Origin of the sequence: Actinoplanes sp. NPDC026670 (assembly GCF_040638175.1) — a bacterium.
Lineage (GTDB): Bacteria > Actinomycetota > Actinomycetes > Mycobacteriales > Micromonosporaceae > Actinoplanes.
Genome location: NZ_JBEZXU010000028.1, coordinates 1 through 16,799 on the forward strand (window position 1 = coordinate 1; position 16,799 = coordinate 16,799).

At 68.3% G+C, this 16,799-nt stretch carries 13 protein-coding genes; 7 read left to right on the forward strand and 6 right to left on the reverse strand.

What is annotated here, in order from left to right; genetic code table 11:
* The first annotated feature begins 148 nt into the window (after positions 1–148).
* The 3 genes from AB0E94_RS26070 to AB0E94_RS26080 all read left to right on the forward strand — a co-directional run bounded on the left by AB0E94_RS26070 (position 149) and on the right by AB0E94_RS26080 (position 5,636).
* Positions 149–1,267 (forward strand): radical SAM protein, encoded by a 1,119-nt coding sequence (locus AB0E94_RS26070; protein WP_360330953.1) that lies wholly within the window; start codon positions 149–151, stop codon positions 1,265–1,267.
* 45 nt (positions 1,268–1,312) lie between these two features.
* Positions 1,313–4,354 carry an FxSxx-COOH system tetratricopeptide repeat protein gene (gene fxsT, locus AB0E94_RS26075; RefSeq protein ID WP_360330657.1) on the forward strand — a complete coding sequence of 1,014 codons (3,042 nt, stop codon included), beginning with the start codon at positions 1,313–1,315 and terminating at the stop codon, positions 4,352–4,354.
* A gap of 103 nt (positions 4,355–4,457) precedes the next feature.
* On the forward strand, positions 4,458–5,636 hold the full coding sequence (locus tag AB0E94_RS26080; RefSeq protein ID WP_360330660.1) for an alpha/beta hydrolase: 1,179 nt from the start codon (positions 4,458–4,460) through the stop codon (positions 5,634–5,636).
* A gap of 14 nt (positions 5,637–5,650) precedes the next feature.
* Here the strand turns inward: AB0E94_RS26080 and AB0E94_RS26085 are convergent, their stop codons facing one another.
* The 3 genes from AB0E94_RS26085 to AB0E94_RS26095 form a co-directional block, all read right to left on the reverse strand.
* Positions 5,651–6,883: a hypothetical protein gene (locus AB0E94_RS26085; RefSeq protein WP_360330663.1), complete on the reverse strand. Its 1,233-nt coding sequence runs from the start codon at positions 6,881–6,883 to the stop codon at positions 5,651–5,653.
* A gap of 168 nt (positions 6,884–7,051) precedes the next feature.
* Entirely contained in the window at positions 7,052–8,761 is a 1,710-nt protein-coding gene (locus AB0E94_RS26090) for a CHAT domain-containing protein (RefSeq protein WP_360330666.1), read from the reverse strand.
* A 119-nt stretch (positions 8,762–8,880) separates the two neighbouring features.
* On the reverse strand, positions 8,881–10,662 hold the full coding sequence (locus AB0E94_RS26095) for a CHAT domain-containing protein (protein ID WP_360330669.1): 1,782 nt from the start codon (positions 10,660–10,662) through the stop codon (positions 8,881–8,883).
* A 54-nt stretch (positions 10,663–10,716) separates the two neighbouring features.
* Between AB0E94_RS26095 and AB0E94_RS26100 the strand changes: the two genes are divergently transcribed.
* The 3 genes from AB0E94_RS26100 to AB0E94_RS26110 all read left to right on the forward strand — a co-directional run bounded on the left by AB0E94_RS26100 (position 10,717) and on the right by AB0E94_RS26110 (position 13,433).
* Positions 10,717–11,040 (forward strand): hypothetical protein, encoded by a 324-nt coding sequence (locus AB0E94_RS26100; protein ID WP_360330672.1) that lies wholly within the window; start codon positions 10,717–10,719, stop codon positions 11,038–11,040.
* Positions 11,018–12,532, forward strand: coding sequence for a CATRA conflict system CASPASE/TPR repeat-associated protein (locus AB0E94_RS26105; protein WP_360330675.1), 1,515 nt, complete (start codon positions 11,018–11,020; stop codon positions 12,530–12,532). Before AB0E94_RS26100 ends, AB0E94_RS26105 begins: the two co-directional genes overlap by 23 nt.
* A 277-nt stretch (positions 12,533–12,809) precedes the next feature.
* Complete coding sequence (locus AB0E94_RS26110) at positions 12,810–13,433, forward strand: carbonic anhydrase (protein ID WP_360330678.1); 624 nt, start codon at positions 12,810–12,812, stop codon at positions 13,431–13,433.
* 41 nt (positions 13,434–13,474) lie between these two features.
* On the opposite strand, the gene AB0E94_RS26115 is transcribed toward AB0E94_RS26110, so the two are convergent.
* Positions 13,475–14,569 (reverse strand): HAMP domain-containing sensor histidine kinase, encoded by a 1,095-nt coding sequence (locus tag AB0E94_RS26115; RefSeq protein ID WP_360330681.1) that lies wholly within the window; start codon positions 14,567–14,569, stop codon positions 13,475–13,477.
* Entirely contained in the window at positions 14,566–15,225 is a 660-nt protein-coding gene (locus AB0E94_RS26120) for a response regulator transcription factor (RefSeq protein ID WP_360330956.1), read from the reverse strand. The genes AB0E94_RS26115 and AB0E94_RS26120 overlap by 4 nt, the downstream gene beginning before the upstream one ends.
* A 172-nt stretch (positions 15,226–15,397) precedes the next feature.
* Here AB0E94_RS26120 and AB0E94_RS26125 point away from each other — a divergent pair, with 172 nt between their 5' ends.
* Positions 15,398–16,264: a trypsin-like serine protease gene (locus AB0E94_RS26125; RefSeq protein WP_360330684.1), complete on the forward strand. Its 867-nt coding sequence runs from the start codon at positions 15,398–15,400 to the stop codon at positions 16,262–16,264.
* Between the two features lie 83 nt (positions 16,265–16,347).
* On the opposite strand, the gene AB0E94_RS26130 is transcribed toward AB0E94_RS26125, so the two are convergent.
* A complete protein-coding gene (locus AB0E94_RS26130; protein ID WP_360330687.1) occupies positions 16,348–16,758 on the reverse strand; it encodes a hypothetical protein in 411 nt (136 codons plus the stop codon).
* Positions 16,759–16,799: the final 41 nt, after the last annotated feature.

Genomic DNA, 16,799 nt, shown 5'->3' on the forward strand with positions numbered 1-16,799 from the left:
TTGGTCGACTGCTGTCTTACCGGGAGCCTCGTCCTACGTGGACACCGGCCTCCCGTACTGCCCGTGACCTGCACCGTCACGATGAAAATGGCTCAATGACAAGCTGCCCTACCGGCCAGAATATGACAGCCGTAACCCGCTGGGTACGATTGTCGTCAAGCTGGCCAGTCGGTGCAATCTCGCGTGCACCTATTGTTACATGTATGAACATTCTGATCAGACCTGGCGGATGCAGCCACGCTTCATGGCCGATGAAACGATGAAGGATGTGTCTCGCCGGATAGCCGAATATTTGGCTGACAAGCCGAATCTGACGCTTACTGTGGTGGCTCATGGTGGCGAGCCTTTACTGCTCGGAGTTCCTGGACTGCGTCGATTCTTCGAAACGGTCCGCCGGGCTGCCGGGCCGAGGGCCGTTCGATTCGGAATTCAGACCAACGGCGTGCTGATAACGCCGGATATCGTCGACCTGTTAATAGCGGAAAACGTATTTACGAGCGTTAGCCTCGATGGGCAGCCGATCTCCAACGACCTGCGAAGAATCAATAAGAACGGCACCGGATCGGCGGCGGCGACGATGGCCGGGGTAAGTCGACTTCGCGCTAGCAGTCAGGGTGCACGGCTCTTCACGGGATTCCTGGCGGTGATCGATCTTGACGTGAATCCGGCCGAGGCTCTGGCATTCTTCAACCGCCTTTCCAGTCCGAGTGTCGACTTTCTTCTCCCGCATTACAACTACGACACCTTTCCGGCCCACCAGTCGCCCCTTGAGTACGGCGCTTGGCTGGCGAAGCTTTTCGACCTTTGGTTCGATGACGCAACGGAGATGCGAATCCGCTCTTTCGAAGTAATCATGAAACTACTGCTGGGAGGAACCTACGGAATGGACTTCCTCGGCAGTGTAAGCCGCGGGGTGGTCACTATTGAGACGGATGGTTCGTACCATTCTTTAGATGCACTGAAAACGTCGTTCTCTGGGGCCACTGCCACCGGTATGACGGTTTCGGAAACCGCGCTTGCGCGAGTAGAATCGCTGCCGGCTGTCAGCGCGACGCGGGACAAGGCTACCGCGGCATCCACTACGTGCCTGACGTGCCCGGTCTTCTCCGTGTGCGGGGGAGGTCTTCTCGCCCACCGATTCTCAGCAGCGCACGGCTACAATCGACCGAGTGTTTTCTGCAAGGCTTTGTATGGGCTGATACGCCATATCGAACGACGGCTGGGTGAGTCGTGCAAATTCGATGGAAGCGTCACTGCATTGCAGTGATTGCGGTAGGTGCTGATGTGGTGACCGATAGATAGAGTGGGCTGCGTGGGAAAAGAGGCGACAGGCGGTCGAAGATCGGGAACGTCGGTTCTCGCGGCGCTCAGCGTAGTACTGTCGGCACTCATCGGCGCCGGCACCAACATCGTCACTCAGAACCGTACGGTTACCCTGATTGTCACGGTTTGCCTGCTCGTTGCAGTCGCTGCAGGGGTCGCCTGGGCGGACAGCCGGGCCAGAACGCGAGAGGCGACAGCGCCTGAGCCTCTTGCGATGCTTTCCGTCGAGCATGCCCCGGTCGATTGGCGATGGGCTCAATGGACACGGTCCGAACTCGTTTCGGCGGGTGTAAATGCCCAACTCCGGGAGCTTCCCGATGCTCGGCCTGGAACGATCGTTGTATCGGCGCAGCCGCCGGCCTCCAGACGCTGGTCCGCGAAGTCCTACAGCAACCGGCTGGTCGTCCGTGTCGGTGCAGGCTGGGGATCGGGTACGCCGGAGAATGAAACCCTCAACCTGGTGGGCCTCCCTGAGGAACGGTCCCGTGACGCTCTGTTCACTGCGATCGGCCGCCTGCACGGTGTGGCGGTTCGAGAGCCGGCGACAGGGCCCGGGATCAGTCGGCGATTCCCAGGTGCATGGCCGCGAGTGTGGAAGATGCCACCGCGAAACCCGGTGTTCGTCGGCCGGGCTGCGGTCATCGGTGAGCTGCACGAGCGGCTCGCGGCCGGCGTCACGGCTGTCGTGCCTGAGGCACTGTACGGGTTGGGCGGCGTCGGAAAGACACAGATAGCGGTGGAGTACGCCTATCGCTTCGCGGCGGAATTCGATTTGGTGTGGTGGGTTCCGGCGGAGCACCCGAGCCTCGTGCGTGAGTCACTCACGTCACTTGCGGAGCATCTCGGGATAGCCGCGGCCGCGGATGCTCAAAGGACGGAACTGGTCCTTGACGCGCTACGCCAAGGACAGCCCTACGGGCGCTGGCTGCTTATTTATGACAACGCCGAGGAGCCCGCAGCGATACGTGATCTGATGCCACAGCACGGCGCTGGCCAGCTTCTGATCACGTCACGTAATCATGGGTGGGGCCAGTACATAGATGCACTGGAGCTCAGGGTCTTCGACCGTGACGAGAGTGTCGCCTTGCTGCGACGGCGCATGCCGGACCTCGAAGACGATGCCGGCAAGATCGCGGACCTACTGGGTGATCTCCCGCTGGCCATCGATCAAGCCAGTTCCTGGCTGGCCTCCACGGCCATGCCGGTGCAGCAGTACCTGGAACTCCTTGATACCGCACCGGTCCGCCTGCTGGAGGAATCACCGCCCGTTGACTATGGCCGGGCAATCTCGGCTACGTGGCTGCTCGCCCTCCAGCGAATGCGCGCGGAACGACCCGTGGCCGCATCCCTGCTCGAACTGTGCGCCTGTATGGCACCTGAACCGATTCCGATTCGTATGCTGCTGGAATCCGAACACTGCCTTGCCGCGCTTGCCGACTTGGAGCCCGGCATCCGCGGGCCGATCTCGCAGGGCCGTGCGATTCAGGAGATCGCAGGCTCAGCACTCGCCAGGCTCCATCCCAAGCATCAGACATTGCAGATTCATCGGTTGGTTCAGGCCGTTATTCTCGACCACCTAGGTCCTGACCGCGTAACGCGATACCGGCGGCTGGCCTGCCTCGCGTTTGCCGACGCCGATCCGGGCAACCCCGACGACGCCGCCGAGTGGCCGACCTACGCGATCGCTCTCAGCCATGTGCTCACATGCCAAGCTCTGGAGGACTCCGAACCACGAGTGCGTTTGCTCATCGCGGGTCTGGTTCGCTACCTACGCCTTCGCGGTGACGACCGCACCGGGGTCGAAATTGCGAGAGCCGCGATCGAGCGGTGGCAACCGTTCGGCGACGACGACCCGACGACGTTGAAGGTTCGGGTTGAACTCGCCCACCTGCTGCGCATGACAGCTCGCTATGCCGAGGCACAGGCCATCAACGCCGACGTGCTGGCTCGACTGTCGCGAACCGGCGACCCCAACGACATTCTGACGCTCACCGTCGCCTACGGCGTTGGCGCCGATCTACGGGTCGCCGGCGACTACTCGGCCGCCCGCCGTCTTGACACGGACACGCTTGAGCGGTGCCGACGGGCACACGGCCATGATCATCCCGTGACCCTCCTGACCGCCAACAACCTTGCCGTGAGCATGCGATTGCTCGGCGAGCACCGCGCCGCGGAGGAGTTGTGCGCCGACACCACGGCCCGGCAGCGAAAGCGGCTCGGCGAGACTCATCCGACCACGCTGTTCGTGACCAGTAACCGCGGCACTGATCTGCGTTGGCTCGGGCAGCTAGCCGAATCGCGCAGACTGCTCACCTGGTCCTACCAGCAACACCTCGACAGCGTCGGGCCAGACCATCCCGGAACCCTGTTGGCACGAGCAAATCTGGCCGCGACGCTTCGCTGGCTCGCGGAGCACGAACTTGCGAGGGAGTTCAGCACCACAAATCTGGCGCAATGCAGGCGCCTGTTGGCGGAAGGCCACCTGTACACCGTCCTATGCCTGTCCGATGTGGCTGCGGACGCCTCGTTCGCGGGCGCACACGACCAGGCCCGCGCAGCCGCAGAGGAAGCCCTCGCCGTCTCACCACTAGCCACCGGTCATCCTGTTTCGCTCACCCTGCGAAGCAACCTCGCGTCGGTTCTCCGACACCTCGGCAACCACACCGCAGCCCGCGAGATGTCAGAATCGGCGGCCGCTGACCTTCAGCACCGGCTCGGCGCGTCGCACCCATTCGCGATAGCAGCCGCGGTCAATCACGCCGACGACCTGGCAGTTGCGGGTGCGTACGGGGCAGCCTCTCAGGTGGGTGAGCAGGCGTACGAAGCAGCTCGCGCCGTTCTCGGCGAAGAACACCATCACACGCTGATCGCCGGCGGAAACCTGGCGACGATTCGTCAGCCCAACAGTGCCGCGCTGCGCAACGCCGTGCTCCGGACGGCACGGGCCAGTCTTGGAGCGCAGCACACGGTCACCGCAGCGATAAGGACCCGCCAGCGGATGCGGATCTTCCTTGAGCCGCATCTGCTGTGAACGGGGACACCGACCGGACCGAAGACCAGCAGGACGGTGTCGACGCGGGCGGTGAGTTCGGCGCGGCCGATGATTGGGGCGATGTAGGTGTATAGAGCAGGTTGTGGGCGAGCACCCAGCACAGCACGATCGCGTACAGCGCCCGGGTGCCCGGGATGGTCAGGACCTGGCTCACACGGGTGCGCTTCTGTGGACCGAGACCGACCTGGCGCAGGTGCGGGCCGACGGCGCCGACCCGGACCTCGTCGAGCAGGGCTATCGGGACCTGCGCGACAACCACGTCACCTTCGACCAGATCATGGACTGGCTGCAGACCTTCCGCCGCAGTGACCGCCGATCATCGTGGCGGCGTCCACCGGCACCGGCGATTACGCTTCTCGGCGTGCCGATGATCACGGATCTCAGTTACGCGCCCGCGGACCCGCCCGGCGGCCGGGGTCACCTGCTCGATCTCCACCTGCCGTCCACGACGTCCGATGGCCCGCTACCCGTGTTGATCTGGACCGGCGGCTCCGGCTGGATGGCCGACAACGGCAAGGACAGCGCCGGCCTGATAGCCGAGATCTTCAACCCGATGGGGTACGCCGTAGCCGGCGTCAGCATCCGCGCCAGCTCCCAGGCCACGTTCCCGGCACAGCTGCACGACATCCAGGCCGCGATCCGCTGGCTGCGCGACCACGCCGCCGAGCACCACCTCGACCCGGACCGGTTCGCGATCATGGGTGACTCGTCGGGTGGCTGGACCGCTGCGATGGCCGCCCTCACCGGCGCCGCCGACCCGCCGAGCGCGGTGCGGGCCGCCGTCGCCTTCTATCCACCGACGAACTTCCTGCAGATGGACGAGCAGATGCCGCCCGGTGCCCGCGAGTTCTTCAACGACACGTTCGGCCTGACGGCCTGCCACGACGACCCCGCCTCACCGGAGTCGGCGCTGCTCGGCTTTCCGATCCAGACGCGGCCGGATGAGGTACGGGCGACCGACCCGGCCACCTACGCGAGCCCGGCCGCCCCGCCGATCATGATTCTGCACGGCCAGGACGACCGGTTCGTCCCGCACGGGCAGAGCGTGCTGCTCTACAACGCGCTGCGGGCGGCCGGCGCGACCGCGACGTTCTTCTCGGTGCCCGGCGCCGGCCACGATCGACGCGAGGTCCTCGACCCGGCGAACCACATCGGCCACACCGTCCACCTCACCGCCGGCGGCACGGAACACATCACGGTCGGTGCGCCGGCCCCCAGCTGGGAGGCCATCGGCGACTTCCTCCGAACGGCCCTGCGCTAACCGAGCCGACGTGCTCATCGCGCGAACAGGTCGTCCGGTTCGCTCACCCAGGCGGAGAAGACCGGTACCCCGTGCCAGGGTCCGGGTTCGGTGGCACTGCCGGTTCCGGATGTCTGTGAGGCGACGGCCACCACGGCGTACGGGTGAGCGAAGCGCAGCTCGGCCTCCCGCGCGAGCATCGGGCCGCGTCCGGCGGACCGGTAAGACACCGTGCTGGTCAACGCGGCGGCCTCGAAACCGTACTGCCGGTACCGGGCCACCGCCGTCTGCTGCGCCTGATGCGGGAGGCCGTCGACGCCGAGCAGGCCCGCGAGGATCTCCGCGGCGGCGGGGAATCCCGGACCCGTCACGGACAGGTCGTGCGTGGAGTTCGCCGACCAGCAGGGCAGCACCGCGGAGTAACGCTCGGTGGCGCCGTCTACCTCGGTCTCCCGGATGGTCCACAACGGGGTCTCACCGAGCGGCAGTTTGTACAGCGAGACCTGGTTCTTCAGCCGACGGCCCGAGACACAGGCAGGAGCTATCTCGTACGCCGCGGCCAGCACCCGGGCCGGATCGACACCGGGTGCCGCGGCCACCGACACCACCTGAAGCCCGTCCCCACCGGCCGCCTGGTCGTCGTAGTCGGGCTCCCCGGCGGGCGCGCCGGACGCCACATGCACGATGACCTCAGCGGCGTGCTCCGACCGGGCGATGAACATCCGGTGGCCCTTCTGCGGTGTGCGCAGCACCTGGCCCAGCTGCGACGCCCACGGCGTGTCCCGGCCGAGATCCGCCGCCGGGACGGCCTCGAACGGCTCGCGCCACGAAACCTTGGTGGCCAGCACGCTCGCCAGGGTCAGCAGTGCCCGGGGCGAGATGTCCGGCATGGCACCGATGAGACCGAGGCTGTGTTCCTGCACCCATCGGTCCAGCTCCGGCCGGCCCGGCAGCGGCCCGAAACTCGTCGCCGGGGGCAGCCCCGCCCACCAGCCGGCCAGCCCGGAGACGTCGGCATCCGGGCTGTACCACACCGCGGAGGCGGCAGCGACCATGCTGTGCGGCTGCTCGAGCAGGTCGCCGGCGACGGCGGCCGCCTCGTCCGGGACCATCCCGAGCGCCTCGGCCAGGTCCTGACCGGGCGGTGCCGCCTTCGCGACCAGCGCCAGCAGCAGCCAGGCGCCCAGCGGGGAGACCACGTGGTGCCCCATCCCGGTGGCCCGGTGAAGCTGCCCGGCGTACCGCCCCAGCGCCGAGGTCCACTCCATCGCCACGTCCCTCCGTCGAATGTGGCTCCACCTTCGCAGGCGCGTTCAAGAACCACCGTTCTGGAGCCGGCCACACAGGCGACACGACCCTCGGCTGGCGCCGTCGGACATAGGCACTGACCATCAACGGCCGGGCCGTTCTCATGAAGGGCGATGGTGGTCGCAGGTTCAGGCGCCGAAGCAGGTGAAGGGCGCCCACACCGATGCCGGCGTCCCCGAGTCCACGGCTTGTCCGATCGCTGTTCCGAGTGCCCGGGTCGGCGTGGTGCTCTGCAGTTCTTGATGGAAGCGTCTCATCAGCCGGGTCGTGCGCGGGCTCTCGGCGACCGGCCATAGGGCGGCGACAACGGTCCGGGCGCCTCCGGCCAGCAGGACCGCGGGGAATCCCAGCTGCTCGCCGGGTTGTTCGGTCCCGATCCCAGCCAGGTCGCAGGCGGAGAGGACGACGGTGCAGCCGGGTTTCAAGTCCTGAGCGAGTACCGTCTCGAGGGTCAGGTTGCCGCCGAGTGACAGCGCGGATCTCAGCGGAGCGTCCGGAGCGAGAATGCCGTGGCAGGCCAGATGCACGACGGCGCTGCTGCGGAAACCGCTCAACAGTTCCTGCTCAGCAGACTCGTCCGATGGGTGCCCGAACGACGGGTGCCGCCTGCCATCCTGCTGCACGGATGCTGCAGGCTGGTGGAGGATGACGGGTTTCGTGTCGTAGACCGCCGCGACGGCCTCAGCCTCGTTGACAACGTAGGGCAACTCGTCGTCGCCCGACGAGGGGTCTGCGGCGACGAAGGCCCGCCCGGTGGCGACTGGGTATTCGCTTGCCATCACCAGCGACCGGGCGGACGGGGCGATGGTGATGTCGAGAACCGAGCAGGCCGGGCGGCCGGCCACCGTCGCTGTGTAAAGGGGAAGCTGGGCGAACTCGCCGAGCGGTATCACGGTGACCGGCCGTTGTGACAGCTCGGGCCAGTTTTCCAGTATCGGCTGCCACACCTGATCACCCAGCCAGGTCAGCAGTTGCTCGACATGTTCGGAGAGCGGCCTACCGCCGACCCGAGACCTCCGGTCCGTGGCGGCCCGGTGCAAGCCGGCGACTTCCCGTTCGACTGACTTGATGTCGACACCCGGCAAGCTGATGCTGCCGGCTATCGGCCGGGAGGGATCGCTCAGGGCGGCCGCGTCGAGCAGGACGGCCACGCCCTCATCCGGCCCGCCACCCACATAGAGCAGTGACCTACCGCTGAGCCGGATCGCCTCCAGAGGCGCGGCGAACCCGAGGGACATCGCCACCCGGGCGCCCCGCCGGTCCTCGTCACTGGCCGCGAACTCCTGCCGGACCGACTCCTCCAGCCAGGCGTTCAACTCAGCCCCTTCCCCGCTGGGTTGTTCCGCCCGCAGCCCGGCCCTCACCTGCGCGAGCAGCACCCGGCTGTCCATACTGCTCGCCAAATCCACCAGGTCTGCCGTCGACCGGGAACCGAGGGCCATGATGGACCGCCACATCGCCCGTTCCCCGAGGCGCAGGGACGTGAGCATCTCGGCGAGCAGAGCGGCGGCCATCGGCACGTTCGCGCGGTGGGCGGCGTACGCGGATGTTTCCGCTCGCCGGTAGAGGTCCTTGGCGAGCAGCTCCTTGAGCTGGGGTTTGGACTCCGGATCGGGGGAGGTTTCCAAGTACGCGACCGCGGCGCACTGGATCCAGCCGAGCGCCATCACCCGGTGCCAGTGTTTCCATGCCAGCTCCGGGAAGATGGCGATCTTCGTCGTCGCGTTGGCGATGGCATACGGCAATGGGTCGGAGTCGAACTGCCTTGCCGCGTCCGTGAGGAGCTGCCACGCCGCCTCGCGAATCTGCGGCCACCGGTCAGCCTGCTCGCTTGCCAAGGCATGTGCTGCCTGGTCCCTCAACTCGAGGTATCGGGCTTCGAGTGACCTTTTCCGGCCGAAAAGTCTCACGGGTTTCCCGTCTCCGCCTCGCAGGTGATGGTCGATGCCAGACGTGGTCAGGCACCGAAACAGGTGAACGGTGCCCAGCCGGATCCCGGTGCCCCCGCGTCGAAGGCGTGCCCGATCGCCGCACCCAGTGCCCGGGTGGGTGTGGTCATGCGGAGTTCCTCGTGGAACCGGGTCATCAGCCGAACCGTGCGGGGGGTGTCCGGGACGGGCCACAACGCGGCGACCACGGTCCGGGCCGCCCCGGCCAGCAGGACCCCGGGAAAGCCCAGCTGCTCGCCGGGCAGGTCGGTGCCGATGCCGGCCAGATCACAGGCGGACAGCACGACCGTACAACCGGGCAGTAGATCTTCGGCCAGGACCGTCTCCAGGGTCAGGTCGCCACCCAGGAGCAGGGCGGATTCCAATGGCCGGTCCGGAGCGATGATGCCGTGGCAGGCGAGGTGCACCAGGGCGCTGCCGCGCAGGCGGCCCAGCAGCTCCGGCCCGGCCGACTCGCCCGAGGGGTGACCGGCGGTACGCAACCGGCCGTCGTCCTGGGCGGGCGCGGCGAGTTCGTGGTAGATGACCGGTTCGGTGCCGTGGACCGCAGCGACGGCCCTGGCCTCGTCGACCACGTACGGCAGCGTGTCGTCGCCTGAGGAAGGGTCCGCGGCGACGAGGACCCGTCCCGTGGCGGCCGGGTGCTCACCTGCCAGCACCAGCGACCGGGCGGACGGGGCGATCGTGAGGTCGAGTTCCGCGCAGGCCGGGCGGCCGGCGACCGTCGCGGTGTAAAGAGGAAGCTGGGCGAACTCGCCCAGCGGGATCACGGTCAGCGGCTGCTGCGACACCTCGGGCCAGCGCTCCAGGACCGGCCGCCACACCGATTCGCCCAGCCAGGCCAGCAGTTTCTCGACCTGTTCGGTGAGCACTCGTCCGCTGACTCGCCGGGACCGCCGGTCGGCGGCGGCCTGGTGCAGCCCGGCGACCGCACGCTGTACCGAGTCGAAATCGACGCCGGGCAGACTGATGCTGCCGGCGATCAGACGGTCGGGATCGTTCAGTGCGGCCGCGTCGAGCAGGACTGCCACACCCTCCTCCGGCCCGCCACCGACGTACAGCAGCGACCGCCCGCTGAGCCGCATCGCCTCCATGGCAGCACCCACGCCGGTGGACATCGCCACCCGGCCACCCCGCCGGTCCTGGTCGCCGGCCGCGAACTCCTGCCGGATCGACCGCTCGAACCAGGCGTTCAACTGCTCAGGTTCGCCGCGGAACTCGAACCCGCCCGATCCGGCAGACTCCCGGGCGAGCTGCATCCGGGTGCTCAGGACGCCCGCGACGTGCTCCAGGTCAGCCGTTGACCGGGAGGCCATCGCCAGGATGGACCGCCACAGTGTCCTCTCCCCGAGGCGCAGGGAGGTGAACTGCTCGGCCAGCACGGCGCCGGCCATCGGTACGCCGGCCCGATGGGCGGCGTAGGCGGTCACCTCCGCTCGCCGGTAGAGATCTTCGGCAAGCGCCGCCATCAGCCCGGTATCGGACTCGGGGCCACTCGCGACGTCCAGCGTCGCCACCGCGGCCGAGGCCGCCCAGCCGATCCACAGCACGCGGAGCCAGCTGCCGGAGGCCAGCTCCGGAACAATGGCGATCTTGGCCGTCGCGTGGGCGACGATGGGCGCTCTCGGGTCGGAGTCGAACCGCATGACGGCCTCCCTGAGCAGCTCCCACGCCGTATCGCGGACCGACGGCCACAGATCGGCCCGGTGCCCGGTCAGCGCATGGTCGGCTTGTTCCTTCAGCTGCAGGTATCGGGTGTCGAGCGACTTCTTCCGACCGAAAAAGCTCATCGAGTGCCATCTCCGCGCGCGGGGTGGAGGAAGTGCTGAGTGTACGGTCCTTGCGTGACCGACACACCCCTGCACAGCGACGACGTGGATGACCTGTCCGGCCTGGCTGCTCGCATCTTGCGGGCGCGCCTGAGCGCCGCCGAATGGCGTGAGGTGGCGGAGGCACTGGCCGTGCTCAGGTCCACCCTGGCCGCCGGGCCGAGCCGGGACGTCCTGCGCGCGGCGGGCACGTTCGACGACCTGTTGCCCGTCCGGGTGCGAGCCGAGCCCGGCACACCGCTGGTGGAGGACCCGCCTGACGACGTCGTCGCCCTCGTCCACGATGTCGACACGGCCGTGAGGGAGTGGCTCACCGATGCTCCGGTCAGCGATCGGTAAGCCCGCGCTGCTGCTCTACGCCTTCGCCTCGCTCGATGGGACGCCGGAGGCGGCGCTGCGCGGCTGGCACCGGCTGGACGAGCTGTGGTCAGCGGCACGGGCAGCCGGCGCGATGACCGAGCCGAGCCTGGGCGAGTCCGCCCCGGCGCATCTTCCTGACCTCGTCGCGGCCGAGGGCGAGTTCCGGGTCGTGGCCTCGGCCCGGCGCGGCGCACCGGGCCGGGTCCGGTCGATGTTCGCGTTCGTCGAAAACGGAGTGGCCGGGGTGATCGCCGCCATCTCCGCCGATCGCGACGGCCTCGAGGGCTGGACCGATCTCGCCGACAGCTGGGCCGATCTTGCCCGCTTCGACCCCGACCTACTCGGCGTCACCGCGGTCCTGGTGGGGTTGAGCCCGGACCCCGACGGCGTCGACCGGGTCGGCGCGGCGGGCAGGCGGATCTCTCGCGCATTCGGCGGCCACGACAACGCCACCCAGGCGGGGCTCGGCCCCGGAGGCTCCGTTGTCTGGCGGTGCACCCCCACCCTGGAGCCCAGGCAGGTGTTCACCCTTGCCGCACCCGAGTCGGCCGAGGACCTGGTCGACGCCTGGGCCTGGGCCGCGGACGGCAGGCAGGGCCTCATGCCGTTCACGCGATACTGTCTCAATCTCCTCCGGGCGGGACATCAGCGCCGCGTTCACCGCGGACTCCGGCCGTTGGCGCGCCTGATCGCCGACTCCGACGACGCCTGCGGGCTCCTGCTGCGCGAGCTGGGCCGCGACGCCAGGCGCGGACTGGACACCACCGCACTGGTCGCGGCCGACGAGCGGTTGAGACAGGATCAGTTGGCCACGTCGGGCCTGGTCTGGCGCGTGACCCGCATCTTGGAGATGGCCGAGACGGTACGCACGCTTCGTGGCAACGCCCGTCGTCATCACCCTGACGAACCCCATGGCATGTTCGCCGCCGACGACGCCGAGCTTTCCCGGTTCATCGACGAACTCGACCGCGAGGTCGTCCTGCTCGACGCCGTCAACCGCCGCATCGAGGCCGTGCACACCGCCGCGTCGTCCGCCATCACCCTCGCGATCGGGCGCCGCCGCGAACGGCTCACCCTGCTGCAGACCTCGTTCCTGGGCGCACTGCTCATGGCCCTGGCCGCCATCCAGTCCTTCCAGTACACGACGCCGATCGGCGCCGGCATCAAGGGCCCGCTGATCGGCGCCCTCAGTGCGGCGGCCTTCGCACTGCCCTTCCTGATGGTCCGCTGGAGTGGCATCGTCACGCACCGTGATCCCTACCGGTGGACGGACATCGTCGCCGCCGGCTTCCTCGGCGGCACCCTGGGCTGGCTGGCCGCCACGATCGCCTGGACCGTTACCGCCGAAAGGGTCGCCCCGCACCGGATCACCGCACCAGCCGTCACCCTCGGCGCGGCGTTCCTCGCCTGGCTGACCTGGTACCTGCTCCGCCGCCAGCGCCGGATCGGCCGCTCAACAGGTTCCGGATGAATCGATTACCCATACCCTGCGTCCGGCCCTGGCCTACCGGAACCTCCTCGACGGCGACAGCCCGCGTTGATGGGCGCACCACGTGCCCGGTCAGCGGAAGAACGCGCTCAGGCGACCGGCGACCGGGTTCGGGGGCGCTGACACAAACGACGCGCAACGCAGGGAAGAAGACGCGGCGCGGCACCCGCTGCCCCGGAGACGATCGGTCTGCGTGACCCTTTGCCGGGGCGATCGTCTGCGCCACCTGCGGGCACACGCCGCCGGATAGGTTGATCGCATGCCTGATCTTGGCCACTCCACGCCCGCTGAGGCGTACGCCATGCTGCTGGACGGCAACTCACGTTTCGTGCGCGGCGAGCGACTACATCCCCACCAGGACGCCGATCGCCGAGCGCAGTCGGCGCCGGGGCAGCGCCCGTTCGCGGTACTGTTCGGCTGTTCGGACTCGCGTCTCGCCGCGGAGATCATCTTCGACCGTGGGCTGGGCGACCTGTTCGTGGTGCGCACCGCCGGGCATGTCGCCGGCGCAGAGGTGCTGGGCAGCATCGAGTACGGCGTCACCGTGCTGGGCGCACCCCTGGTCGTCGTGCTGGGACACGACTCCTGCGGCGCCGTCATCGAGGCCAGCGCAGCCGAACGCGGGGGCGCCGCGCCGGCAGGCTACCTCGGAGACGTCGTCGAACGCGTCATACCCAGCGTGCTCGCCGCGCGGGCCAAAGGACTCACTGACATCGACCAGTACGTCGACGAACACATCCGGCGTACCGTCGCAGGGCTGGTGGAACGCTCCCTGCCACTAGCCACGCGAGTATCGGCCGGCCGGTGCGCCGTCGTCGGCCTGTCCTACCGGCTGGCCGAAGGAACGGTCCATCCCGTAGCGCAACAAGGCCTCCAAACGTGAACGGCGCACCCCGGCCAGAAGGCACCCTGGGCCGGGGATCGTCAGTCGCGGACCGGGCCGACCGGCAACGAGACCTCGACACGCAGACCGTCCTGACCTGCGGAGAAAGCCGTGATCAGCCCGTCGTGAGCCTGAGTGATCGACCTGGCGATCGCCAGCCCGAGACCCGCGCCGCCGCTGTGATCGACCCGGGTGCCCGACCCACGCCGAAAAGGTTCGAACAGGCTCGACACGATCTCGGACGGCACGTCGTCCCCGGTGTTGACGACGACCAGGGCCGGGTCGTCTCCGACCCGCACGTCGATCGTTCCGTCGCGCCGGTTGTACTTCACGGCGTTCTGCACGAGGTTCGTGACCAGCCGCTCCAGCAGCACCTGTTCGCCGAACACCGTCCGGGGCTGGAGGTCGCTGGTGATCGTCACCCCAGCTTTGGCCGCACTCTTGCGGTGGGCGTCGAGCACGGCGGCGGTGACCAGGTCGAGGCGTATCGGCATCCGGCCGGCCAGGCCACGGTCGCTCTCAGCGAGGACGAGCAGCCCTTCGACGAGGCGCTCGTTACGCTCGTTGGTGCTCAGCAACTGGTCGGTGAGCAGGTCCAGCTGGTCGGCGGTGAGCTCGTCGGCCATGCTGACCTCGATCAGGGTCCGCTGAACCGCGAGCGGGGTCCGCAACTCGTGTGACGCGTTCGCAGCGAACTGCCGCTGGGCCTCATAACCGACGGCGATCCGGTCCATCATGGTGTCGATCGCACGGCCGAGCACGGCGAGCTCGCCCGAGCCGGAGCCGAGACGCAGCCGGTGGCCGAGATTCTGCGGCCCGGCGTCGCTGATCGCCGCCACCACGTCACGCAGCGGCCGCAAGCACCAGCGCATCGCCGGATAACACGCGGCCAGCATGACGGCGAGCACCATCGCGGAGACGAGAAGCACCGGGACGCTCGGCCACCGGTAGACGAGCGTGCACACCGTCGAGGTCTGCTCGGTGGGCACGAACGTGACATCCATCGTGCACCAGGACGGGCCGAGCTCCCTCCACATGTTGAAAGCCAGGTCAACGGCCCATGGCCGAAGCTGGGCCACGACGAGAACGATCGCGCAGAGCGCGAGGATCCGCCGCCCCGGAGAACGGCCGCTCACGAGCCGAGCCGGTAGCCGACCCGGCGCACGGTGTGGATCGCGGACGGTTCGCCGAGCTTACGGCGCAGCGTCATGACCGTCATCCGTACCGTGTTGGTGAGCGGGTCCGCGTGTTCGTCCCAGGCCTGCTCCAGCAGCTCGTCGGTACTGACCACCCGTCCGCCGGCGCGCATCAGAACATGCAGGACGGCGAACTCCTTGGCCGACAGGGCGAGCGCCGCATCGCCCCGCGTCACGGTGTGCCGGGTACTGTCCAGCACGATTCCCGCCTGCTCCAGCACCGGCGGCAACGGCGGTCCGGAACGCCGGGCCAGCGCCTGTACGCGGGCGGCGAGCTCGGCGAAGGCGAACGGTTTGGTCAGGTAGTCGTCCGCGCCCAGGCCGAGCCCGTCGATCCGGTCGCGGATTCCGGCCGCTGCGGTGAGCATCAGGATCCTGGTGCCGTCGGCGGACCCGGCAAGCTCCCGGCACACCTCGTCGCCGGTGCGGCCCGGCATGTCCCGGTCGAGGACGGCGACGTCGTAGCGGTTCACGCTGAGGCGCTCGGAGGCGCTGTCACCGTCGTAGACCACGTCGACGGCCATGAACAATTTGCGAAGACCGTTGGCGACCGTGTCGGCCAGCAACTGCTCATCGTCCGCCACCAGCACCCGCATGGCGAGTCCCTCCGTCTCCGCGCCCACCCCGCTCAGGTTCGCACAGCAATTGTCAGCAGCCGATAAAGACGTCACTGATGGTCCCTTGACGCGGCCACCGCAATCCTGAACGGCACCTCGACCGACGTACGGGATGGATCTCGTGTTCAGGTTTATCAGGATTCTCGTTGCCGTGCTGGTGCTGTCCGTGACCGCTGTGCCGCTGTCGCCACGCGCGGCGAGTGCCATCGCCAACGGCACCGACGCCGCGGTGGGCGAGTACCGGTTCTCGGTGCTGCTCACCATGACCGGCCTGCCCGTGGCCACGGGTGGCACCCGCGACAGCTGGTGTTCCGGTGCTCTGATCGCGCCGACCTGGGTCATCACCGCCGGCCATTGCTTCCGCGACACCGACGGGCAGCGGGTGAGCCGGACCGTGGCGAAGGTGACCACCGCCGTCGTGGGGCGCGCCGACCTGAGCAGCCGGGACGGCCAGCAGGCCGAGGTGATCAGCGCAGTTCAGGCGGACGGCGCCGATGTCGCGCTGGCCGAGCTGAGCAGACCGATCACCGGCGTCACGCCGATCCAGCTGTCGACGCAGCCGCCCGCACCGGGCGATGTGCTGCGGTTGACCGGGTACGGGCTGACCAGCGACGTCGACAGCTCCGAACCGGCGACCCGGTTGCAGACCGGGCAGTTCACCGTCGACCGGGTCGGTGACTCGCTCATCGAGACCTCGGGACACGCCCCACGCGCCGACACCAGCCCGTGCCCGCACGACTCCGGAGGCCCGTACTTCACGCAGAAACCAGACGGAACCCCGGTCCTGGCGGCAGTGGTGAGCTCGGGGCCGCCGTGCCCGCACACCGGCCCGGACCTCAGCGCCCGCGTCGACAATCTCGCCGGCTGGATCGCCGACACCATGGCCTCGCCGCCCGGCCGGTTCGGGGGGACCCGGGTACAGCTGATCGCGGCCGGCCTGGCTGCGGCGGTGCTCGTGGCAACGGGGCTGGCGATGCGACGCCGCCATCGAGGCGTCCACGAACGGGCGAGGCACTGATGGTGCGGGACAGGTATGCACCCGCTGGTCGCGGCCGGCCCGCTCCGGAGGTGAGGACACAGCCGACCGAGCCCCTTACCTACTCACCAGCAGGCCGCCTGGGCGTACAGGGGCCGGCCGGTGGAGCGGCAGCCGTACCAGGTCTGGGTGAAGCCGTCGTGGTTCACGGTAAGGATGTCGGCGTTCTGGTCCCGGCTGATGACCGTCACCTGGCTGGCGCCACCGGACACCGTCCAGCGCAGATGATCCGTACTGCCGATCGACTGGTAGGTGAACATGTCCTGGTTCTGTACCGGGAACGCCGTCAGGGACGGGATGTAGTTGCGTCGCCAGCCTGTTCGGGTGGTGCCGTCGAACAGCCAGATCTGTGACGGGGTGAACTGGTCGCCGCCCGGGTGGAACCACACGATGCTCCCGGTGGGAAGGGCCTGCGCCGGGCTCGGCACGGCGACCGTGAGCAGGGCGACGAGCACAACGGCCAGCCTGCGTTTCATGAAAAACTCCTCTGCATTACCTTGAACGAATTTCGGTGATC